Raw genomic sequence first — 20,010 nt, 5'->3', positions numbered from 1 at the left:
CCATGCGCGCCATACTTTGTAATAAATTTGAGGGCGCGGATGCGCTTGAGCTTGGCGAAGCGCCAGAGCCGACCCCCGCGGCTGATGAGGTGCTCATCGAAGTGCATGCCGCCGCTGTGAGTTTTATGGACAAGCTGATGGCCGAAGGCGGCTATCAGCTGAAACCAGCGCTGCCCTATGTCCCGGGAACGGACGCGGCGGGCATCGTTCTTGAGGTCGGCAGTGAGGTCACGAGCTTTAAGCCGGGGGACCGGGTCGTTGGGCAAATGTGGCATGGGAGCTATGCGGAACGTGCGGTGACCAAGCACTGGAAGTGCGCCAAGGTGCCTGAAAGCGTCGATTTTACCGTCGCCTGCACGGTCTTGCACAACTACATGACCGCCTATCACGCGCTGGTCCAACGATGCACGTTGAAGCCAGGTGAGACCCTGATGGTGACTGGGGCCACCGGCGGGGTTGGGCTTGCCGCAGTTGACATGGGGCGGATGCTGGGCGCGCGGGTTCTTGCGGGGACGGGCGATGTTGCCAAGATGGGTGTCCTGCAAGATCTGGGCGCGGATGCTGTCGTCAACATGCGTGAAGGAGATCTGCGTGAACAGATCAAGGAGCTCACAGGCGGCGAAGGATTGGATGTGTGCTTTGAGATGGTTGGCGGCGACACTTTTGTAAAGCTTGCCCGATCCATGCGGTGGGGCGGGCGCATCACGCCAATTGGGTTTGTGAGTGGGGACATTCCAAACCTGCCGATGAACCTGCCTCTGCTCAAAGGCTTCTCAGTTGTCGGCGTGTTTGAGGGCGCCTGGGCGGAGAAATTCCCGGCCGAAGCCACGGAGGCAGCCGACAAGATCATGAGTTGGATTGCGGAAGGGGAGCTGCAGCCACTTATTGATCGCGTTTTGCCTTTGGAGCAGGCGGCTGAGGCTTTCCGGTCTCTTCAGGAGCGTGAAGTAATCGGGCGTATTGTTCTACAAGTCTAGGCGGATCAATTGCTGTTTTGGTCTGCTCAGTAGGGTGTGGCACGCGGTTTTTATCGACGGGGAGGGTGCTCACCACCCCATTGTCATTTTTCGGTGTTGTTGGGCTGCGTAAAGAATTGCGCTGTCCACTGCGTATAGCACTCGTGCAAGGCATCATGATCTCACGCTTTGGCGCGGGTGGCCTCATCTTCGGCAATCAGCGCCGCGATCTTCGGGCGGGCTACTTGCCTTGCGAAATAGGCCTCCAAGTGCGGATAGCCTGCTATTGGCACTTGCGCGCGTGCTGAAAGCACAAGGAACCAGACAAGATAGGCGTCTGCCACTGTAAAGCGATTGCCGACGAGGAAGTCGCGTGTGCTCAGATGCGCGTTCAGAAATGCCAGACGATCTGGCGCAAGCGCGCGAAAGTTGTCTTTCACCGGGTCCGTTGCTTCCGGATAAAACACCACGCGCAAGATCTGTTTGTGCAGCTCTGTGGCGGTAAAGCTTACCCATCGGACCAATTGAAAATAATCCGTATTGTCCGCAGGAATGCGCATGTTTATCTGAGCCTGTGATTGCACCCAAAGCAGGCAGGCAGTGGTTTCTGTGAGCAGTTCTCCTGTCTCGAGGCGCAAGGTTGATACCTGTCCTAAGGGGTTCACATCCAGAAGGGACCCTCCCGAGGCCAGCGTCTTGGATGCAAAATCAACCAGTTCGATATCCAGCGGTACTCCGCCTTCCGTGGCTGCGAACCGCACTGCGAGCGAGCAATTGAATGGACAGTGATACAAAAGCGCGGGCATTGGCGGTCTCCTGATTTTGGGTTTACCGGTTTGTTTATCTCCAGTTTCTAGATCCGTCACTGGTGCAGGCACCGCAATAGATGGCTAAGCCCGATGTTTGGCAAGATCTGCTGTTCTTTGAGCGCGCACCTGCGCAGCGAACTGCAGGAATGCGGTGCAAGGGCGCGGCAGCGCGATGCGAAACCCTTCAGCGCTTTGGGAGTGTCTTGCCTAAGAAAGCGGCGTTGTGGCTGCAGTTGCTGACCTTAAACCGGTCATTCTTTGTCTGATTGGGAATATCTATCGCTATTTATGCAAACCAATCTAGTATTGGTTCAGATTTGATGATTCGGAATGCATTGATGGGCACGCATCTGCAGCAAGAGACAAAAAACACCTCTTTGGGCACCGCTCTTCTCGAGCTGACCGATTTGACTCTGCGGTTCGCAGGTCAGGAAAATGATGTGGTCCAAGGCGTAAATTTGCGTGTGAGCCGTGGTGAAGTTTTGTGTCTGGTTGGCGAGTCCGGTTGCGGAAAGAGTGTCACATCTATGGCTTTGATGGGCTTGCTTCCCAAGAAAAATACTCAAATTTTTTCGGGTTTCCTCTCGATTTCTGAGGGTGGCTGGGAATTGCCAAGCGAAGAACTTCCCGCGGAGATGCGTGGCAACACTGTCTCGATGATCTTTCAAGAACCGATGACTTCTCTCAACCCGGCGTTTCGTATCGGGGACCAAATTGCCGAAGTCGTTCAGCGTCATCGGGGTGGTTCCCGAGAGGGGGCTTTGGGGCGTGCAAAGGAGATGTTGGGTCGCGTTGGTATCGCCAACCCTGAGCAGCGATTGCATGAATATCCGCACCAATTGTCCGGTGGTATGCGCCAAAGGGTCATGATCGCCATGGCGCTCGCCAATGATCCAAAGGTGTTGATCGCGGATGAGCCAACCACAGCTTTAGATGTTACTATTCAGGCGCAAATCCTCGAGTTGATCCGGGATCTGCGCGATGAGACCGGCATGGGTACCGTCATGATCACTCATGATCTGGGCGTGGTTGGCGAAATCGCGGACACGGTTGCGGTCATGTATGCGGGGCAGGTTGTTGAGCAGGGGCCGGTGCGCGACGTTTTTGACGATCCGCAGCATCCCTATACCATTGGTTTGATGAGTGCGATGCCGCGGATGGATCGTCCAGGCGAACAGCTTGCCATCGTTCCGGGAACCGTACCAACTATTTCACAAATGCCTGAAGGATGCCGTTTTCGCACCCGCTGTGCGTTTGCCGCTGAAACCTGTGTTGAGCGCCCTGTTTTGACGGAGCTCGGTGGGGGCCATTCAGTGGCGTGCCATTTCGCGCCTTTAGAAGATCATGTGGCGGTGTCGTCATGACGGATGATGTCATTCTCGAAGCCCTTGATGTGGTCAAACACTTTGGAACCGAGCGTCGATGGTTGTCCAATAAGCGCCCGGTGCAGGCCGTCGATGGTGTGTCCCTGCAAATCAAACGGGGTGAAACCTTTGCCATCGTTGGTGAGTCCGGCTGTGGCAAGTCGACTTTGGCACGGGTGTTGATGCGATTATTGCAGCCGACAGGGGGCGCGGTGCGTTTTGACGGTACTGACATCAGCCATGCGCGGGGTGCGGATCTGACGGCCTTGCGCGGGGATATGCAATTCATCTTCCAAGACCCGTTCTCATCGCTCAATCCCCGCATGAGCGTGGGCAAATTGGTGGGCGAGCCTCTGGAAGTTCATGCCCCGGAGTTAGGCAGGGAAGCACGGCGGGCAAAGGTCGCACATTTGTTGCGGCAAGTTGGCCTACGCCCCGAGCACGCGGATCGATATCCCCACGAATTTAGTGGCGGGCAGCGTCAACGCATCGGTATTGCACGTGCGCTGGCCGCGGAGCCCAAGTTGATTATTGGCGATGAACCGGTTTCTGCATTGGACGTGTCGGTACAGGCGCAGGTTATCAATTTGTTGGCTGATCTGCGCGATGCCCTGGGTCTGACGCTGGTCGTAATTGCGCATGATCTGGGTGTTATACGGCATATGAGTGATCGCGTAGCCGTCATGTATCTGGGGCGGATTGTGGAAATGGGCACGGCTGAAGAGGTCTTTGGCCAGCCGCGCCATCCTTATACCCAGGCCCTTTTGGCAGCGATCCCGATGATGGATGGTTCATCTCGCGACACGCGGCCGGAACTCTTGGGAGAGTTGCCCAGTCCGTCAAACCCGCCGTCTGGATGCCGATTTCACACACGATGCCCGTATGTCGAAGACCGGTGCCGGGCTGAAAGTCCTGCACTGGCAGGAGGCGGCCACCAGACCGCATGTCACTTTTGGGAACAAATCGCCGGTCGTCATACGCCGTCGGCGCCCCCTCAGAGATCTGCCACCGCTGAGGCGCGTTTCGCGCTCTATCGCGCAGCGACCACTGGTGGAACCGTTATTCACAAAACCAGGAATACAACAGCAGAGGATTGAAGGATGAAGACTATAAAAACGGCTCTATTCACGGCCCTGATGGGCGCCACTGCGCTTGCAGCGGGCCCGACTTTTGCCAAAGACCTGCGGATCGCTCTGCAATCAGACGCAGATGTGCTCGATCCGGATCAGTCTCGGACCTTTGTTGGGCGGATTGTTTATGCCTCGATGTGTGACAAGCTGGTCGATATCACGCCTGACCTTGAGATCATCCCGCAACTGGCGACGGGATGGGAAACCTCGGCAGATGGTAAAAGTATTCGCATGTCGTTACGCGAGGGCGTCGTGTTTCACGATGGAACTCCTTTCAATGCCGAGGCTGTGGCAGCGAATATTGAAAGATCGCAAACCCTGGACGAGTCCCGCCGTAAGTCTGAGTTGAAGTCGATCACGTCAACCGAGGTAACCGGCGAGCACGAGATTGTGCTGAACCTGGCTGGCCCGGATGCGACGTTGATCGCGCAATTGGCTGATCGCGCAGGTATGATGGTGTCGCCAACGGCTGCGGCGGCTGCGGGGGCTGACTTTGGTCTGAACCCTGTCTGCTCCGGTGCGTTCAAGTTCGAAGAACGTGTGGCCCAAGACAAGATCGTGCTGACCAAGTTCGATGACTATTGGAACGCGGATGCGATCCATTTTGACAGTGTCACATTCCTGCCGATCCCCGATACCACGGTGCGTCTGGCCAACCTGCAATCCGGTGATATCGATATGCTGGAGCGTTTGGCGGCCACGGACATTCCGCAGGCACAAAGCGACAGCAACCTTGTTGTCGATAGTGCGGTGTCCTTTGGCTATCAAGGCATCACCTTCAACATCAACAACGGCGACAAGGGCGACAATCCTTGGGGCAATGACAAGCGGCTGCGTCAGGCGCTGAGCTATGCGATTGACCGAAATGCGCTGAATCAGGTGGTGTTTGAAGGGGCTTATGCGCCTGGCAATCAGTCTTTCCCGCCGAACTCACCTTGGTACAACAGCAGCCTGCCAGTAGAGAGCATTGATCTGGAAAAAGCCAAGGCGTTGCTGACCGAAGCCGGATACCCTGACGGTCTGGATCTTGAGGTACAGGTGCCCAATTCGACCGAACCTCTGGCTGTGATGCAGGTGGTTCAGGCGATGGCGGCCCAAGCCGGTATCAATATCAAGCTGACATCAAAAGAGTTTGCGACCTTGCTGGCTGATCAATCCGCCGGTGACTACACCGCCAGCCAGATTGGCTGGTCTGGTCGGGTCGATCCCGATGGCAACAACCATCCCTTTGTGACCACGGATGGTGGCATCAACGACAGCAAGTTTTCGGACGCGAAAATGGATGAGCTGCTGAATGGTGCGCGTGTGGCTCCGACGACGGAAGAGCGCAAGGGTCTTTACGACGAGGCGATGACACTGATGCTGGACGAGCTGCCGCGTCTGTTCCTGTATCACGTCACATGGATCTGGGCCTACAACGACAACATGAAGGGCTTTACGCCTTATCCCGATGGCATGATCCGTCTGGAAAATGTGACCTGGGAAGAATGACCCCACAGCCTCGCGCCGCCGCATGCGCGGCGCGAGGTGTTCGTGCAAGAGGCTGACCCATGTACGCATATTTTGCCCGCCGTGTGTTGATCGCCATTCCGACGATCATCCTGATCTCGATCTTTGTTTTTGCCCTGCAAAAGCTGTTGCCGGGTGATCCGCTGCTGGTGCTTGCGGGTGAAGAACGTGATCCGGAGGTGTTGGAGTTTTTACGGGAGAAATACCGTCTAAATGACCCGATCCCGATGCAATATCTGGCGTGGATTGGAAATGCCCTGCAGGGGGATCTAGGCATCTCTCTGCGCTCGAACCAGCCTGTGACTGAGTTGATGGCGGAAAAATTGCCTGTGACCATCCAACTGGCGGTGATGTCGATGATCTTTGCAATGGTGATTGGCATCCCGGCGGGCATTCTGTCCGCTGTCAAGAAAGGAACAGCGACAGATTACGTGGCCAATGTGGTCGCTTTGTCGGGGCTGTCGATCCCGAATTTCTGGCTGGGGATCATGCTGATCTTACTGGTGTCGGTAAAATGGCAGTTGTTGCCTGCGTCCGGTTATGTGCCGTTGTCTGTGGATTTTGGCCAATCCATTCGCACGATGCTGATGCCGTCTTTTGTGCTTGGTACCGCGTTGGCGGCCACGTTGATGCGCCACACGCGGTCCTCGATGCTGGGCGTGCTGAGTGCGGACTATGTGCGCACCGCGCGGGCCAAAGGTCTTTCAGAGCGCGTGGTGATCCTGAAACACAGCTTCCGCAACGCGCTCACCCCGATCGTGACGCTCACCGCATTGCTGTTTGGCGAGCTGATCGCTGGGGCTGTGCTGACGGAGCAGATCTTCACCATCCCTGGTTTTGGCAAGCTGGTTGTTGATGCGGTGTTCAACCGGGATTACGCCGTTGTGCAAGGCATCGTGCTCGTCACGGCGGTGGGCTTTATCTTTATGAACCTGTTCGCGGACATGATGTATTTTGTTCTGAACCCGCGCCTGAGAGGGCAGTAGATGACGGACGCCACGCTTCAAAACGCGCAGCCCGATCCCGTGTTGGCAGCCAAGCCGAAAAACCGGGTATGGAAAAAACTGCGCAGCCATCGCAGCGCCATGCTGGGCGGTATTCTGGTGGCTTTCTTTCTGCTGATTGCTTTGGCTGCTCCGATTTTGCCTATTCCGGACCCGGCGAGCACCGATTGGGGTGATGTTCGCAAAGCGCCGAGTGCGGCGCATTGGTTGGGCACGGATGAAATTGGTCGTGATGTGCTGTCTCGGATGATTTGGGGCGCGCAGGCCTCATTGCTGGCTGGAGTGGTTTCGGTTGGCATTGCGGTGCTGCTCGGTGTGCCGCTTGGGCTTGTCGCCGGGTACTTTGGTGGTTGGACTGATGCCGCAATTTCCCGCTGTACCGAAGCGTTGTTGGCCGCGCCTTTTCTGATCCTCGCCATTGCTTTGGCTGCGTTCCTTGGACCCTCGCTCACCAATGCGATGATCGCCATCGGAATTTCGGCCACGCCGATATTTATCCGCCTTACACGCGGGCAGGTGATCAATATCAAATCCGAGGATTATGTCGAAAGCGCCAAAGCCATCGGGTTGCCCACACGCCTGATCCTCAGCCGTTACATCCTGCCAAATGTGCTGCCACCTATTCTGGTACAGGCGACGTTGACCATCGCCACGGCGATCATTGCCGAGGCGTCGCTGTCTTTCCTAGGTCTCGGGCAGCAACCTCCGGCGCCCAGCTGGGGGTCGATGCTGAACACGGCCAAAAACTTCTTGAACCAAGCCCCTTGGATGGCCATGTGGCCGGGGATTTCGATCTTCCTTGTGGTGCTTGGTTTTAACCTTTTGGGGGACGGACTGCGCGATGCACTCGATCCACGCGAACACTAAGAAACTGGAGTAACCATGTCTGACTTTACAACCCGTCCAGAAATCCGAGGCACCTTTGGCGTCGTCACCTCGACCCACTGGATCGCTTCGGCGGTGGGCATGTCTATCTTGGAAAAAGGGGGCAACGCCTTTGATGCGGCAGTTGCCTGTGCCCTGACCTTACAGATCGTGGAGCCGCATTTGAACGGTCCGGCCGGGGATATGCCCGCGATCTTCCATTCTGCGGAGACAGGTAAGACCGAAGTGCTTTGTGCGCAGGCGGTGGCCCCAGCGGGCGCTACGGTGGAGCACTACAAAGAGCAGGGCCTGACGCTCATTCCCGGATCTGGCCTTTTGTCGACTGTGGTGCCGGGGGCCTTTGATGGCTGGATGCTGATGCTGCGCGATCACGGCACGCTGCCCTTGCGCGAGGTGATGCAGCCCGCGATCGACTATGCGCGCGACGGGCATCCGGTGCTGCCGCGCGTGGCGAATACCATTGCCGGGTTGGCGGATTTCTTTGCCAAGGAATGGCCCAGCTCTGCAGAAGTCTGGACCCCCGGTGGCGAAGCGCCAGAGGCGCATGCCCTGTTCAAGAACCCCGATCTGGCCGCGACTTACGACCGTCTCGCGGACAGCGCAGGCGATACCCGCGAAGCCCAGATTGACGAGGCGCGTCGTCAGTGGCGCGAAGGTTTCGTGGCCGATGCGATATTTGACTATCTCGAAGATGCCCAAGTGATGGACGTGTCTGAGGCATCGCATTCAGCTGTGTTGGTGCCTGAGGATATGGCGAATTGGCGGGCAACCTACGAGGCGCCGCTGAGCTTTGACTATCATGGCTGGACGGTAAACAAGACCCACGCTTGGAGCCAGGGGCCGGTGATGTTGCAGGCTCTCGCGATCCTTAAAGGGTTTGATATCGGGGCAATGGACCCAAACGGCGCCGATTTTGTGCATACGGTGATGGAGGCGATGAAGCTCGCCTATGCTGATCGCGAGGCCTATTACGGTGACCCGGACCACAGCGACATCCCGATGGATGTACTTTTGAGCGAAGACTACAACGCGGCGCGGCGCAAGCTCATTGGGGCGAAAGCCTCATTGGAGCAGCGGCCCGGCCGTGTGCCGGGGTATGAGCATATGGCAGACGCCTATGTCGAACGCAGCACGCGCGACTTCAATGTGGGGCAGGTTGAAGCACAGGAACCGACCATGTCGCACCTGACGGAAAAACGTGGGGATACCGTGCACCTGGATGTGATTGACCGGTGGGGCAATATGGTGGCGGCGACGCCATCAGGTGGCTGGCTGCAAAGCAACCCGGTTATTCCCGGTCTTGGCTTTCCTCTTAACTCCCGCGCCCAGATGTTCTGGCTGGAGCATGGTTTGCCCACCTCGCTTGCGCCGGGACGAAGGCCACGCACCACCCTGACGCCAAGCCTTGCCGAAAAGGACGGGGTACGTTTGGTGTTTGGCACGCCGGGGGGCGATCAACAGGACCAGTGGCAATTGATCTGGTTCCTGCGCTTTGTCCATTTTGGGCTGGGCCTGCAAGAATGTATGGACGCGCCTCTGTTTCACTCGATGCATTTTCAAGGATCATTCTTCCCACGTGAGGTTCGCCCCGGTGAGATGATGATTGAACCTAATGTAGGTGAGGTCACGATCGCTGATCTGCAGGCGCGGGGGCACAAGGTGACGGTGGCTGATCCATGGACAGTCGGGCGCCTGACCGCTGCATTACGGGAGGTCGATGGCACCATGCGCGCCGCAGCGACGCCTCGCCTGATGCAAGCCTATGCGGTGGGCCGATGACCTGGTCTTTGATAGCGCGCGACGCCGATGGCAGTGTCGGGTTGATCGTCGCCAGCAAGTTTTTCGCTTGCGGCGGTGTTGTACCCTTTTGCGGGGCGCAGGTGGCCGCGGCGAGCCAAGCCTTTTGCAATCCGGTCTGGGGCACCGAAGGGCGAAAACGCCTCGCTGCCGGAGAGCGTGCGCAGGAGGTGTTGGATGATCTCGTGTCGCGGGATGAGGGTCGGGTCATTCGGCAGGCCCATCTCATGGATGCGCACGGTGGCTTCGCGGCCCACACGGGTGCAGAATGTGTTGATTGGGCGGGCCATATTCTCGGCGACGGGCATTCAATTGCAGGCAATATGCTGGCAGGGCCAGAAGTATTGGAGGCAACATCGGAAACCTATATGGCCAAATCAGACTGTCCGTTTGCGGAGCGTTTGATCCTGGCGATGCAAGCGGGGGAGGCCGCAGGAGGGGATAAGCGCGGGCGACAAGCGGCAGGGCTTGTGATCCATCACGGCGAAGAGCACCCTTGGCTGAGTCTTCGGGCCGATGATCACGCTGATCCGCTCGGGGAATTGGCGCGTCTCTGGGATGTGGCGCAGGAACGTTATGTACATTTCACCAAAGGTATGCCAACAGCGAATGCCTTCTCAGGCAGCCCGACGCGGGATGGCATTGACGCGGCGATTGCTGCTGCTGAGGAGGAGCGCAAGGCAGCTGGGCGTCCGAGCAGATCCGCTGCTATTGAATACGAATAGGGAGTAGTGATGATGGGTTTGAGTGCGCCGTCCAATCGGGTGCGGGAGCAAGTTCTGGCCCTGATCAAATCAGGTGAATGGGCCGCACAAGGCAAGCTTCCCACCGAACGCGCTTTGGCGGATCGTTTTGACGTTGGTCGCCGCCATGTGCGGCAAGCGCTGGACGCGCTTGAAAATGAAGGGCTTGTTTGGCGTAAGCAAGGCAAAGGCACCTTTCTGGGCCAGCCTGCTGACCCGATGGGGGATTTGGCGGCGAAAATTACCGGCGAGACCAATGCGCTTGAAGTGATGGAGGCACGCCTCTGTATCGAGCCAGAATTGGCTGCCCTGTGCGCGCACCGGATCACCGACGATGAATTGGCGCGGCTGCGCCATTTAATGCAGCGTCAGTTTGAGGCGGGTGACGCGCAAGCCACCGAACTTTGGGATGGTGCGTTTCACCGGTTGATCGCGCAATGCGCCCGCAACCGACCACTGCTGACGGCTTTTGCCCTGCTCGACAAAATTCGTTCTAACGCAACCTGGGTCAGCATTCGCGCGAAAGCCCGTGACGGCGCGTCTCTGGCGGTTACCCATTCTGAACATTTGGCCATTGTGGACGCCATTGCACTGGGCCATGCAGACGCCGCTCGACAAGCCATGCGGGATCATCTCGATACTCGCTTTAAAGCACTTCAGGGTGAGATCGCGGCACTGGCTAGTGCTGAAGACAGAAAGTTCTTCGCCGCAGATGTAGATACTTGAGCGTTAGCAAAGAAGGTTCTGTGGCCGAAGAGGCTGCTGCCGGGGCGATGCAGCCCCCCAAAAAAAGTCATGGGTGGTGAATGCGCGACAATTTCTCTGATTTGTTTATGGCGCTTCGCCACACAGAAAACTATTCGTGATCGCATCACGGCATTGAGCCTTAAGCTGCTTTGCTTTGCCGTAGCGGTTGTGGATCATGCTCCTGCAGATGCCGCGCAAAGCAAAGTTTGGTCCGCGGCAGTGCCAATTTCCTTTATTGTGCAAGCGCTATTAGAGTCGTCGGTTTTGTAGGCGAGGCATCTTCCAGAACGCGGGTTTGTTCACAAACACACCGGTCAAAAGTTGCTCATGAACCGGGTGCGTGTTGCGTCTAGATGGCTTTGCATCGCCTGCTTGGCTGTGTCTTTGTCGCGGCGCATCAGCGCATCCATTACGGCCAGATGATCGCGCGCGGCGGCCCGATCGTGTTCGCCCTGGTCTTGGACTGGCCAAAGATAGTGATAGTTGAAGATCATGGCGATCGCGTCCTGAAACCCGATAAACAGGCGGTTGTCTGCAGCGGCGTTTATGAAACGGTGAAACTCAGTGTCCAACGCCGGAAAATGCAGGCTGGCTTGGGCGGTAGGTGACACAAACGCAGAATGCTCTTGCCTGAGCCGACGTAGTCCGCCCCAAAATGGGTCGTCATCAGGGATGTCGCAGGTTTTCTCGACTGCGCGTGTTTCAAACAATGCGCGGATTTCATGAAGCTCCAGAACATATTTCTGAGTCACCCCCTCTAAGACCCAGCGGCGCTGGTGGTCCTTTCTGACAAATCCAAACCGGCTTAGGCCGATCATGAACTCGCGCAGTGTCTGAACGGAGACGCCGAACTGACGGGCCAACTGGCCTTCGACCAGCCGAGCGCCGGGGGTCAATTCCTGCTCGCGTATCTTTCGCATGAACGCAGCCTCCAAGGTTTCGCGGACGTCCATGGTCTCGGATGACGGAAAGTAGTCTACCGGCTCAGGCGCGCGTATCACGTTGCCCGCCCCATCAAGAATTCCAATCTGTTCAAGATGCGCCAGAACGGCGCGGATTGTGGTGCGGCTGACGCCGAGATCTCTGGAAAGCGCGGATTTATTGGTCATGGTGAGGCCGGACAAAGCACGATCCAACGCCGCGTTGATGGTCGTTTTGAATACTCTGTCTGGTCGTGCCATGCGGGAGCTCCGAGATGTTCTAAACTGCACAATAACCCAATTAAAGACATTTGAGCAGCCACTATACGTAGCATATGTTTTTAATAGCGATCTGCCTGTGGCGCAGGCCTTTTGGGGCAAGTGCCGCATGCTCCTTTGATACTTTCATTGCTTAGGGAAACCCGGTTATGGTCAATGGTCCTTATGTGCCCAATACAGGGCGCTACGACGAAATGATTTACAATTATTGTGGCAACAGCGGTCTGAAACTGCCTGCGATTTCATTTGGCCTTTGGCACAACTTCGGTCATGATCGTCCGCATGGTTTGAAGCAGCAACTTTGCCGGACGGCCTTTGATCATGGGATTACCCATTTCGATCTGGCGAATAACTATGGCCCGCCACCCGGCAGTGCTGAAGTGGCTTTTGGCGAGATCCTCAAAACAGATTTTAGAGGCTATCGAGATGAGCTGATCATCTCATCCAAGGCTGGCTATGATATGTGGCCGGGTCCTTATGGCGAATGGGGCAGCCGCAAACAGCTTATCGCGTCCTGTGATCAGAGCCTGAGGCGCATGGGCCTGGACTATGTTGATATATTCTATTCCCACCGGTTTGATCCCAACACGCCCTTGGAGGAAACCATGGGTGCGCTGCACCAGATTGTGCAATCCGGTAAGGCGCTTTACGTCGGGATATCGTCCTACAATTCGCAACGCACGCGCGAGGCTGCCGCCATTCTGAAAGACCTTGGAACGCCCTGTGTCATTCATCAGCCCAGCTACAATATGATCAATCGCTGGATTGAGACAGATGGGTTGAAGGAGACGCTGAAAGACCTTGGCATCGGGTCCATCGCCTTCACGCCTTTGGCACAAGGCATGCTGACCGGAAAATATCTCAATGGCGTCCCACAGGACAGCCGCGCGGCAGATGAGAAATCACTGGATGCAGAATTGTTGACAGAGGCAACCATTGAAAACCTGCGCGGGTTGGATGCGGTCGCCAAACGTCGCGGGCAAACACTGGCGCAGATGGCGCTGTCATGGGTTTTGCGCGAGGGCGGGATCACCACAGCCCTGATCGGCGCATCCAAACCGGAACAGATCGTTGATTGTGTGGGGGCGTTGAAAAACTTGGAGTTCACGCCGGGCGAATTGGCCGAGATTGATCGGCTTTCTGCGAACGGGGATGTGAATCTGTGGTCGCAATCATCTGACGCATGATCTGCTGCTAACAAGAGATAAGAACATGACCAAACCTGTTGTAGGATTTATTGGTGTCGGCCTTATGGGGCATGGCATGGCCAAGAATATCATTGAGAAAGGGTATCAGCTGGTTGTGATGGGTCATCGCAACCGCACGCCTGTCGATGATCTGCTGGCGCGTGGCGCGACCGAAGTGGCATCCGCGAAAGAGATGGCCACCCAATGTGATATCATTCATCTCTGCGTCTCAGGCAGCCCCCAGGTCGAACAGCTGGTGCGCGGAGATGACGGGATTCTGGCCTCGGGTCGAGAAGGTGTGATTGTTGTCGATTGCTCAACCTCAGACCCGGTATCCACCATGCAATTGGCCGAAGAGCTGCGCGCCGCCGGGATGGATCTCGCGGATGCGCCGCTGGCCAAAACTCCAAAGGAGGCCGAAGCGGGCACTTTGGACACAATGGTCGGTGCCACGCCTGAGACCTTTGCGCAGATCAAGCCGGTTATTGACTGTTGGGCTTCACTGGCCGTGCATCTGGGGGATGTCGGCTTGGGCCATAAGATGAAGCTGATCAACAACTTCATCTCTCTGGGCTATGCGGCGTTGTACTCTGAGGCTTTGGCCATCGCGGAAAAATCCGGGCTGACTGTGGAACAGGTAGATTCCATCATCAGGCCTGGCCGTCTGTCCAATGGGTTCTACGATACCTTCATGAAGTGGACGCTTGATCGGGATGAAAACGCGCATCGCTTTTCGATCACAAACGCCCATAAAGATATGCGGTATCTGGCGAATTTGGCTGCCAGTGTTGGGGCCGTCACCCCGGTACAGGCTGATGTACGAAATGGGTTTGCCGCGATGGAGGCTTCGGGGCAGGGAGATCGGTACTTGCCTATGCTGGCAGATTTCATTGCGCAGATGAATGGACTGAGCCGGGGATAGAAAGCTAAGATTGCGGTACTGGGCAATTCGCCGAGATCGGGTTGGCGGTGACAAATCGCAGGTCGTTGCGGCATTTGCCTGCGTTGCGTGCAGCGTAGCCACCTCGCTGTCTGGCGACGTTGTTAGTCCTCAGAACTGAAACCCGATGCCGACCTTTAGAAACGGGGCGATTGGGAGGTCGTCCAGTGTGTTGTTGATGTCTGAGAGCTCGGCATCGATGTCGGATTGCACAATCGTGTTTGTCGGATCGCTGCCCGACGCGGTGGCGCCGCCGGTGTAGACCACGCCGAGATCGCCGGTGAAGACAAAGCGGCTGTTTCTGATCGGCGTTTGAACCCCCAGAGCAATCATAGGCGCGAGGGACTGATCAAAGCTGGCGCTGAGGTTGAGGGGGGCAGAATAGCTGGTGCCATTGACCACGATATTGCCGCTGGTGGCGCCGTCAAAACGGTGATCCAGCGTCACGGCGCCAGCGCTGAGGCGGAAGGTGTTGCCGCTGGTGTAGTAGTCAAAAATTAGGCCAAATCCGCCCAGGCTGACATCGCCATCATATTGGTTGCCCTCAAGGCTGGTGTCGATGGAGACACTGCCGTCCCCGTAGAGGCCGCGCACGCCAAATCGACTGTTGAAGCGGTAGCCGGCTTCAAAGGTGTGTCCCAGAACCGACTCTCCCACGCTGAGCGTGAAAGGGGCAGGGGTGACCTCTGCAGAGGTCTGTGTACTGAGGCCAAATGTGGCAACTGCGATGGCGGTGGCGAGGCAGCGTTTCATGTCAGGCTCCTGTGGGCGCACCCCTGATTGGAGCACAGAAACAGTGAATTCTCGAAACTTTAAGTGCCTAAAATAGCCTTTGCTTCCTTTGCAAATGGTTAACCAGCCTGCGATTGGGTGCTCTTTGGGAGGGGCTCAAGTTTTTGCTTTGAGATGAGGGGGATCTGCAGTACTAATTTCCTAGTAATGAAGGTACGGAGTGGCCAATTGGCACGTCGACGCAGTGAAATGCTCACCGATGTTGAGCTGGAGTTTATGATTGCCCTTTGGGACATCGGGTCTGGCTCGGTGCGCGATATTATGGCGGCCTTGGAAGGCCAGAGCCAACGCGCCTACACGTCGGTGGCCACCGTAATGAAAATTCTCGACGAGAAGGGGTTTGTCACCTCCGCCCGCAAAGATCGGGCGTTGGTCTATACCCCGGCCGTTGCGAAACGCGACTATGAAGGTCGCAGCCTGAAAAACCTGTCAAAGACCTTGTTTGGAGGAACCCCGACGGCGCTTGTGGCGCGACTGGTGGATAATGAGGACCTGACAGATGAGATGATCCAGGAAATCAAAGAGATCATTGAAACGAGGATCAGAAAGGATGACGGTTGATCAAATCGTAGGGGGGGCGATCTGGATACAGCTTGTGATCCTGTTGGCCGCGTTGGTTTTCGGTGCATTCGAAGGCGTGTTGGTCCTATCTGGGCGACGACGGAGCTATTATACTCGGCGTCGGATGGGAATGGCGGTGATTGCTTGTCTGGCGGTGTTGCCTCTGGTGGCACCCTATCTTGTATCATCTCCCTATGCCGCCAGCGTTAATGCAACGGACGCACTGGTTTCGCAGGTTTTGAACGGCAATCTCGACATCAGCGCGCATAAGATGCAGCAGCTTTTGGCGCTCAAAACCGATTGGATGGCACAGGTGGCCACCGCGAGTTCGACCGTGGCGCAGGTGCTGATCGCAGTTTTCATCGCGGCGTTTGTTGCGCGCAGCGGCTACTTGCTTTTGAACGTCGGGCGCATCCGTCATGCGATCACCGAGGGCCGCGTGGTGCATCACACCAAACGCTGCCGGATTGTGGCCAGCCCAACCGTGAGTGTGCCATTTTCGACCCGTGGTTTCTGGCACTATTACGTGGTGCTTCCCGAGGCGATGTTGCGCGACCGCACCTCTGTGCAAATGGCGCTTGGCCATGAGTTGCAGCACATCCGTCAAGGTGATGTGGATGCGGAAGTTCTGCTTTCCCTGATCTCTCCCGTTGCGGTGCTCAATCCCGGTTTCTGGTTTCTTTCCAGTCGCTTGCGCAAGCTTGGTGAACTGGCGTGCGACCGGGCGTATCTGTCGCGCAAGGGCTTTGATGCCCATACCTATGCGCTGCGGCTTCTGGAGATTGCGCGGCGCAGTGCCAAGGCCTCGCAACAGCCTGCGGCCTTTGGGGTGCCACTGGTGGGGCGGCGGGTGCCGTTCCTGTCGCGCCGCTCCATGTTGAAAGACCGCATTCTGGAGATTGCGCAGGATCAGGACGCGCCTGCCAAGGAGGCGGTGCTGTTTGGTGCGGTTCTGTCTATCGTGATGGCAGGCTGTGTGCTGGTGGGGGCGGTCTCTCTGGCGGAGCCTGAGGACTGGAGCCATGAGCGGATAATGCTGAGCACAGTGGCCAATCTGGACCGGCTCAATCAGCTCAACACACTGGCGCAGCGCAGCTGGTAAAACGCCCAGCACGGCCAAAGGCAAAACAAAGGCCAAAGCCGGTCAAAGGTTAACGCAAAACGCCCCGTTGTGAGAGGATCACAGCGGGGCGTTAACCATGTGCAGGGACGTCGGTATCGCGTCTGTATCGCGGCTGTTTTGCGTAGGTGCCATTTCGGCGGGCCGGAGCGCGTTAATCTTTGAGTCGTTTTGCCTGAAAACGGGCAAAAGTGTTGCGTGTTGCGTTGGGAGAAAAGCTTGCTCGATTTGGTATCGTCACACGTGGTGTGACGGTTTAGGGGCGCTGCCCCTGCCACATCTGCGATGTGGCCGCCCCGGGATTTTTTGGGAAAGAGAAGCGCGGGGGATCGGCTGCAGAAAGGCGCAGCACGAAACAGTTAGTTAACCACCGTTCATGGCGTGCGCAGCGGATATAGCGGATGCGCCCAACCTAAATAGGTTATGCATGATGCACCGAGGTCAGCTTTTGTGGCTCAGAACAGCAGACCAACATAAAATCGCGTATGGTGAATAAAAGAACGCGATATAGCCTTGCAAAGCTGAGCAATTCGCAATTATCGGAGTAATAAAGCCTGTTCATTCAGCGGCGATGCGATGCTCTAAATATCAAGATCATTTTTTTAGCGTTTTTCTCAAGGACTCAATATCTGTAAAGGTCGAAAAGAAAACCTGACTGTTTTCGGATTGCGCAAAGGCTTGTTCAACAGTCAATGGCCTGACAGTGGGCCTTCTAAACAACCCTTGATTTTCCTGCGCTGCACTTACTTGGGCGTAAGCTTGGAGCGCTACTTGTGTTTGCAATGAGAGCTGGTCCTTAGATAACAAATCCTCGAGCTCACCGTCGAACGACCCGCCTAGAGCCGCGCTAAGGCTTGAATCCGCAAAATAGAGCAGATCGTCGGCAGACATTGTCAAGGTAGCGATCTTGACGCCTTTAGGTACATTGCCAAATCGGCCATCAAAATCGTTAAGGCCAATCATAAGTTGTGATATTCTAAGACCCGCGACAATTACCAAGCCTGACTGCGCATTCTTTGCCGAAGCATTTGCCGAGAAAAGCGAACCAAACGCCCCGCTTCCACCGGCACTTCCTGATGACGCCCAGCGGAAGATAAACACGTTGCTTTTCTTTGCTTCAAATGCAATGTTTTGGGCCTCAGTTGTTAGCGTTTGAGCCGCTTGCGTTTGCAGCGCAGTTACTTGGTTTTTCTCAGCCAAGACCAGCTGTGCAAGGTTCAACTGTAGTTTCGAAAGTCTGTCTTGAATTGCAATTAGATCGTCGGCATCCGCCTCCGATTTATAGTAACGCTCAACGATATTGGACTTACCCGTAGGAGAGAGGCAAATAAAGGAGTTGGCAACTCTTAAACTGCTGGCGAAACACGAGCTTGCCGGACCTGGTACAGGTAGTTGCCCGTTAATCGCCAAAAACCGTGATTGAAATGGCAAATTGAGGTTTGCAGGCCACGCAAATTCGCCGTCGTTGCTTGCACTTACCGTTAGTTGATCGAGACTATTGACTGCTTTTGGGCTACACCCAAGGAGCAATACATTTGCTAAAAGCAAAAACCATAAATAACGCATAACAAACTCTAAATCTATAGCATGAGTTCATCACATAAAGAGCAGAAAAACAATCCCAAGAAGCGAACTACTCGCATAGGTAGAGTGTTTTGGTTGAATTTTTGCGTGTTCTCGGGTTTTGATTATAGCATGAGTGATCCACATTGATCGCGGGCAAGAGTTCGCAGGCCTGATTGCAGGCAGCTAAAGAACCCAGGTCGCCCATTCTGGCAACTTGTTCAAGTAGATGCGCAGGAGGCTGTAGCGGCGATCATGCTGAACCATTGACATTTTAGGTAAAACGGAACCGGAAAGGGCATACCATTGATAAACGGCAATTGGAGCAAGCGCTGCGAATTCACATTTAGGGCCCTCTTATGCCGCTCGATATGGCACAAATGAATAGCTGTTGTGCGGATAGAGGTGTCTTCAGAGATTTTCGCGCCCGCCATGTGGTCGCATGAGCGTCGCTTGTTTCCCTGATATTCCCGAGCCAAGTGCTTGCCATTGTAGCGTAGAAGAAACTTCATTGGAGCAGAAATACTGATGCGCTAATCGCACCGCGCCAAAAGAAAAAGGCAGACGCGCTCAGCGTCTGCCCTTCTTCTTTAAGCGGTCTGATACGGGACCGGATCAGACTTTCCAGAAGCAGAAGGTGCCCCAGCCGATGGCGAGGCCCAGCGGCCACCAGAGCGGCTCGCCCATCAGGCCGAGCCACGCCAGGAAGATGAAGCTGCCGCCCAGACAGGTGAGGAACAGTCGGTCACCGCGGGTGGTGACAAGGCCCAGTGCGCCTTTGCGCTCATCCCCGCCAGGGCGCTTGATCTCCAGCACAATCAGCAGGCCGATTGTGGAGAAAAGCACGATGAAGATTGCGGCCGTGGGCCAGGTCCATGCCATCCAGCTCAGCATATCAAACTCTCCCCATCGCGAAGCCCTTCGCGATGTAGTTGCGGACAAAATAGATCACGATGGCGCCGGGGATGATGGTGAGCGTGCCAGCAGCGGCCAGCAGGCCCAGCTCATATCCCGCGGAAGAGGCGGTCTTGGTCATCGTGGCGGCGATGGGCTTGGCAGCCACAGCTGTGAGGGTTTTTGCGAGCAGCAGCTCGACCCATGAGAACATGAAGCAGAAGAAGGCTGCCACACCCACACCGGCTTTGATCGTCGGGATGAAGATCGTCAGGAAGAAGCGCGGGAAGGAATAGCCATCCACATAGGCGGTTTCATCCAGCTCCTTTGGCACGCCGCCCATGAAGCCTTCCAAAATCCACACGGCAAGCGGGATGTTGAAGAGGCAGTGCGCCAGCGCCACGGCGAGGTGCGTGTCAAACAGGCCCACAGCGGAGTAGAGCTGAAAGAACGGCAGGGCGAACACGGCTGCCGGTGCCATGCGGTTTGTCAGCAGCCAGAAGAACAGCTGTTTGTCGCCCAGAAAGCGGTAGCGGCTGAAGGCATAGGCGGCGGGCAGGGCCACGGCGATGGAGATCAGCGTGTTCAGAGACACATAGATGATCGAGTTGATATAGCCCCAATACCAGGAGGGATCGGTGAAGATCGTGACATAGGCCTCCAGCGTGAAGGTCTGTGGGAAGAGCGAAAAGCCAGAGAGGATCTCATTTGTGGTTTTGAAGCTCATCGCCACCAGCCAGTAGATCGGCAGCATCAGGAAGAAGATGTAGAGGATTGGAACGAGTGATCTTTTGCGCATGATCGCTCTCC

General features: G+C 56.2%; 19 protein-coding genes. 13 read left to right on the top strand and 6 right to left on the bottom strand.

Going from position 1 to position 20,010, the window contains the following annotated elements; translation table 11 throughout:
• Window positions 1–2: 2 nt before the first annotated feature.
• Window positions 3–977 carry an NADPH:quinone oxidoreductase family protein gene (locus J7412_RS13280; RefSeq protein WP_209079064.1) on the top strand — a complete coding sequence of 325 codons (975 nt, stop codon included), beginning with the start codon at window positions 3–5 and terminating at the stop codon, window positions 975–977.
• Between the two features lie 161 nt (window positions 978–1,138).
• Here J7412_RS13280 and J7412_RS13275 read toward each other — a convergent pair whose 3' ends face one another.
• Entirely contained in the window at window positions 1,139–1,762 is a 624-nt protein-coding gene (locus tag J7412_RS13275; RefSeq protein WP_209079063.1) for a glutathione binding-like protein, read from the bottom strand.
• 341 nt (window positions 1,763–2,103) lie between these two features.
• On the opposite strand from J7412_RS13275, the gene J7412_RS13270 reads away from it, so the two are divergent.
• Genes J7412_RS13270 through J7412_RS13235 form a run of 8 tightly spaced genes read left to right on the top strand, consistent with a single transcriptional unit; the run spans window position 2,104 to window position 10,923 of the window.
• Window positions 2,104–3,129, top strand: a complete 1,026-nt coding sequence (locus tag J7412_RS13270) for an ABC transporter ATP-binding protein (RefSeq protein WP_209079062.1) — start codon at window positions 2,104–2,106, stop codon at window positions 3,127–3,129.
• Window positions 3,126–4,226, top strand: a complete 1,101-nt coding sequence (locus J7412_RS13265) for a dipeptide ABC transporter ATP-binding protein (protein ID WP_209079061.1) — start codon at window positions 3,126–3,128, stop codon at window positions 4,224–4,226. Before J7412_RS13270 ends, J7412_RS13265 begins: the two co-directional genes overlap by 4 nt.
• Window positions 4,227–4,229: 3 nt before the next feature.
• Window positions 4,230–5,750, top strand: a complete 1,521-nt coding sequence (locus J7412_RS13260; protein ID WP_209079060.1) for an ABC transporter substrate-binding protein — start codon at window positions 4,230–4,232, stop codon at window positions 5,748–5,750.
• A gap of 59 nt (window positions 5,751–5,809) precedes the next feature.
• Window positions 5,810–6,754 (top strand): ABC transporter permease, encoded by a 945-nt coding sequence (locus tag J7412_RS13255; RefSeq protein ID WP_209079059.1) that lies wholly within the window; start codon window positions 5,810–5,812, stop codon window positions 6,752–6,754.
• Window positions 6,755–7,639, top strand: coding sequence for an ABC transporter permease (locus tag J7412_RS13250; RefSeq protein ID WP_209079058.1), 885 nt, complete (start codon window positions 6,755–6,757; stop codon window positions 7,637–7,639).
• Window positions 7,640–7,654: 15 nt separating this feature from the next.
• On the top strand, window positions 7,655–9,436 hold the full coding sequence (locus J7412_RS13245) for a gamma-glutamyltransferase family protein (protein WP_209079057.1): 1,782 nt from the start codon (window positions 7,655–7,657) through the stop codon (window positions 9,434–9,436).
• Window positions 9,433–10,179: a DUF1028 domain-containing protein gene (locus tag J7412_RS13240; RefSeq protein ID WP_209079056.1), complete on the top strand. Its 747-nt coding sequence runs from the start codon at window positions 9,433–9,435 to the stop codon at window positions 10,177–10,179. The genes J7412_RS13245 and J7412_RS13240 overlap by 4 nt, the downstream gene beginning before the upstream one ends.
• Before the next feature lie 9 nt (window positions 10,180–10,188).
• Window positions 10,189–10,923: a FadR/GntR family transcriptional regulator gene (locus tag J7412_RS13235; RefSeq protein ID WP_209079055.1), complete on the top strand. Its 735-nt coding sequence runs from the start codon at window positions 10,189–10,191 to the stop codon at window positions 10,921–10,923.
• Window positions 10,924–11,258: 335 nt separating this feature from the next.
• On the opposite strand, the gene J7412_RS13230 is transcribed toward J7412_RS13235, so the two are convergent.
• On the bottom strand, window positions 11,259–12,125 hold the full coding sequence (locus J7412_RS13230) for a GntR family transcriptional regulator (protein ID WP_209079054.1): 867 nt from the start codon (window positions 12,123–12,125) through the stop codon (window positions 11,259–11,261).
• A gap of 167 nt (window positions 12,126–12,292) precedes the next feature.
• On the opposite strand from J7412_RS13230, the gene mgrA reads away from it, so the two are divergent.
• Together mgrA and J7412_RS13220 are read left to right on the top strand one after the other, a co-directional pair.
• On the top strand, window positions 12,293–13,330 hold the full coding sequence (gene mgrA / locus J7412_RS13225; protein WP_209079053.1) for an L-glyceraldehyde 3-phosphate reductase: 1,038 nt from the start codon (window positions 12,293–12,295) through the stop codon (window positions 13,328–13,330).
• 25 nt (window positions 13,331–13,355) lie between these two features.
• Entirely contained in the window at window positions 13,356–14,252 is an 897-nt protein-coding gene (locus J7412_RS13220) for an NAD(P)-dependent oxidoreductase (protein WP_209079052.1), read from the top strand.
• 129 nt (window positions 14,253–14,381) lie between these two features.
• Here the strand turns inward: J7412_RS13220 and J7412_RS13215 are convergent, their stop codons facing one another.
• Window positions 14,382–15,023 carry a hypothetical protein gene (locus J7412_RS13215; protein ID WP_209079051.1) on the bottom strand — a complete coding sequence of 214 codons (642 nt, stop codon included), beginning with the start codon at window positions 15,021–15,023 and terminating at the stop codon, window positions 14,382–14,384.
• Window positions 15,024–15,230: 207 nt separating this feature from the next.
• On the opposite strand from J7412_RS13215, the gene J7412_RS13210 reads away from it, so the two are divergent.
• Together J7412_RS13210 and J7412_RS13205 are read left to right on the top strand one after the other, a co-directional pair.
• Entirely contained in the window at window positions 15,231–15,623 is a 393-nt protein-coding gene (locus J7412_RS13210) for a BlaI/MecI/CopY family transcriptional regulator (protein ID WP_247738717.1), read from the top strand.
• Window positions 15,613–16,725, top strand: a complete 1,113-nt coding sequence (locus J7412_RS13205) for a M56 family metallopeptidase (protein WP_209079050.1) — start codon at window positions 15,613–15,615, stop codon at window positions 16,723–16,725. Before J7412_RS13210 ends, J7412_RS13205 begins: the two co-directional genes overlap by 11 nt.
• A gap of 612 nt (window positions 16,726–17,337) precedes the next feature.
• Here J7412_RS13205 and J7412_RS13200 read toward each other — a convergent pair.
• The 3 genes from J7412_RS13200 to J7412_RS13190 form a co-directional block, all read right to left on the bottom strand.
• Complete coding sequence (locus J7412_RS13200; protein ID WP_209079049.1) at window positions 17,338–18,309, bottom strand: hypothetical protein; 972 nt, start codon at window positions 18,307–18,309, stop codon at window positions 17,338–17,340.
• Window positions 18,310–18,921: 612 nt separating this feature from the next.
• Entirely contained in the window at window positions 18,922–19,200 is a 279-nt protein-coding gene (locus J7412_RS13195; RefSeq protein WP_209079048.1) for a DUF2160 domain-containing protein, read from the bottom strand.
• A gap of 1 nt (window position 19,201) precedes the next feature.
• The gene (locus J7412_RS13190) at window positions 19,202–19,999 is read right to left on the bottom strand and encodes a carbohydrate ABC transporter permease (protein ID WP_209062153.1); all 798 of its coding nucleotides are present in this window, start codon (window positions 19,997–19,999) and stop codon (window positions 19,202–19,204) included.
• Window positions 20,000–20,010 lie beyond the last annotated feature (11 nt).

The sequence above is a fragment of the Shimia sp. R9_3 genome, assembly GCF_017743755.1.
GTDB lineage: Bacteria > Pseudomonadota > Alphaproteobacteria > Rhodobacterales > Rhodobacteraceae > Shimia.
Note: the sequence above shows the minus strand (reverse complement) of the source record. Positions and strands in the feature narration are given on the sequence as shown.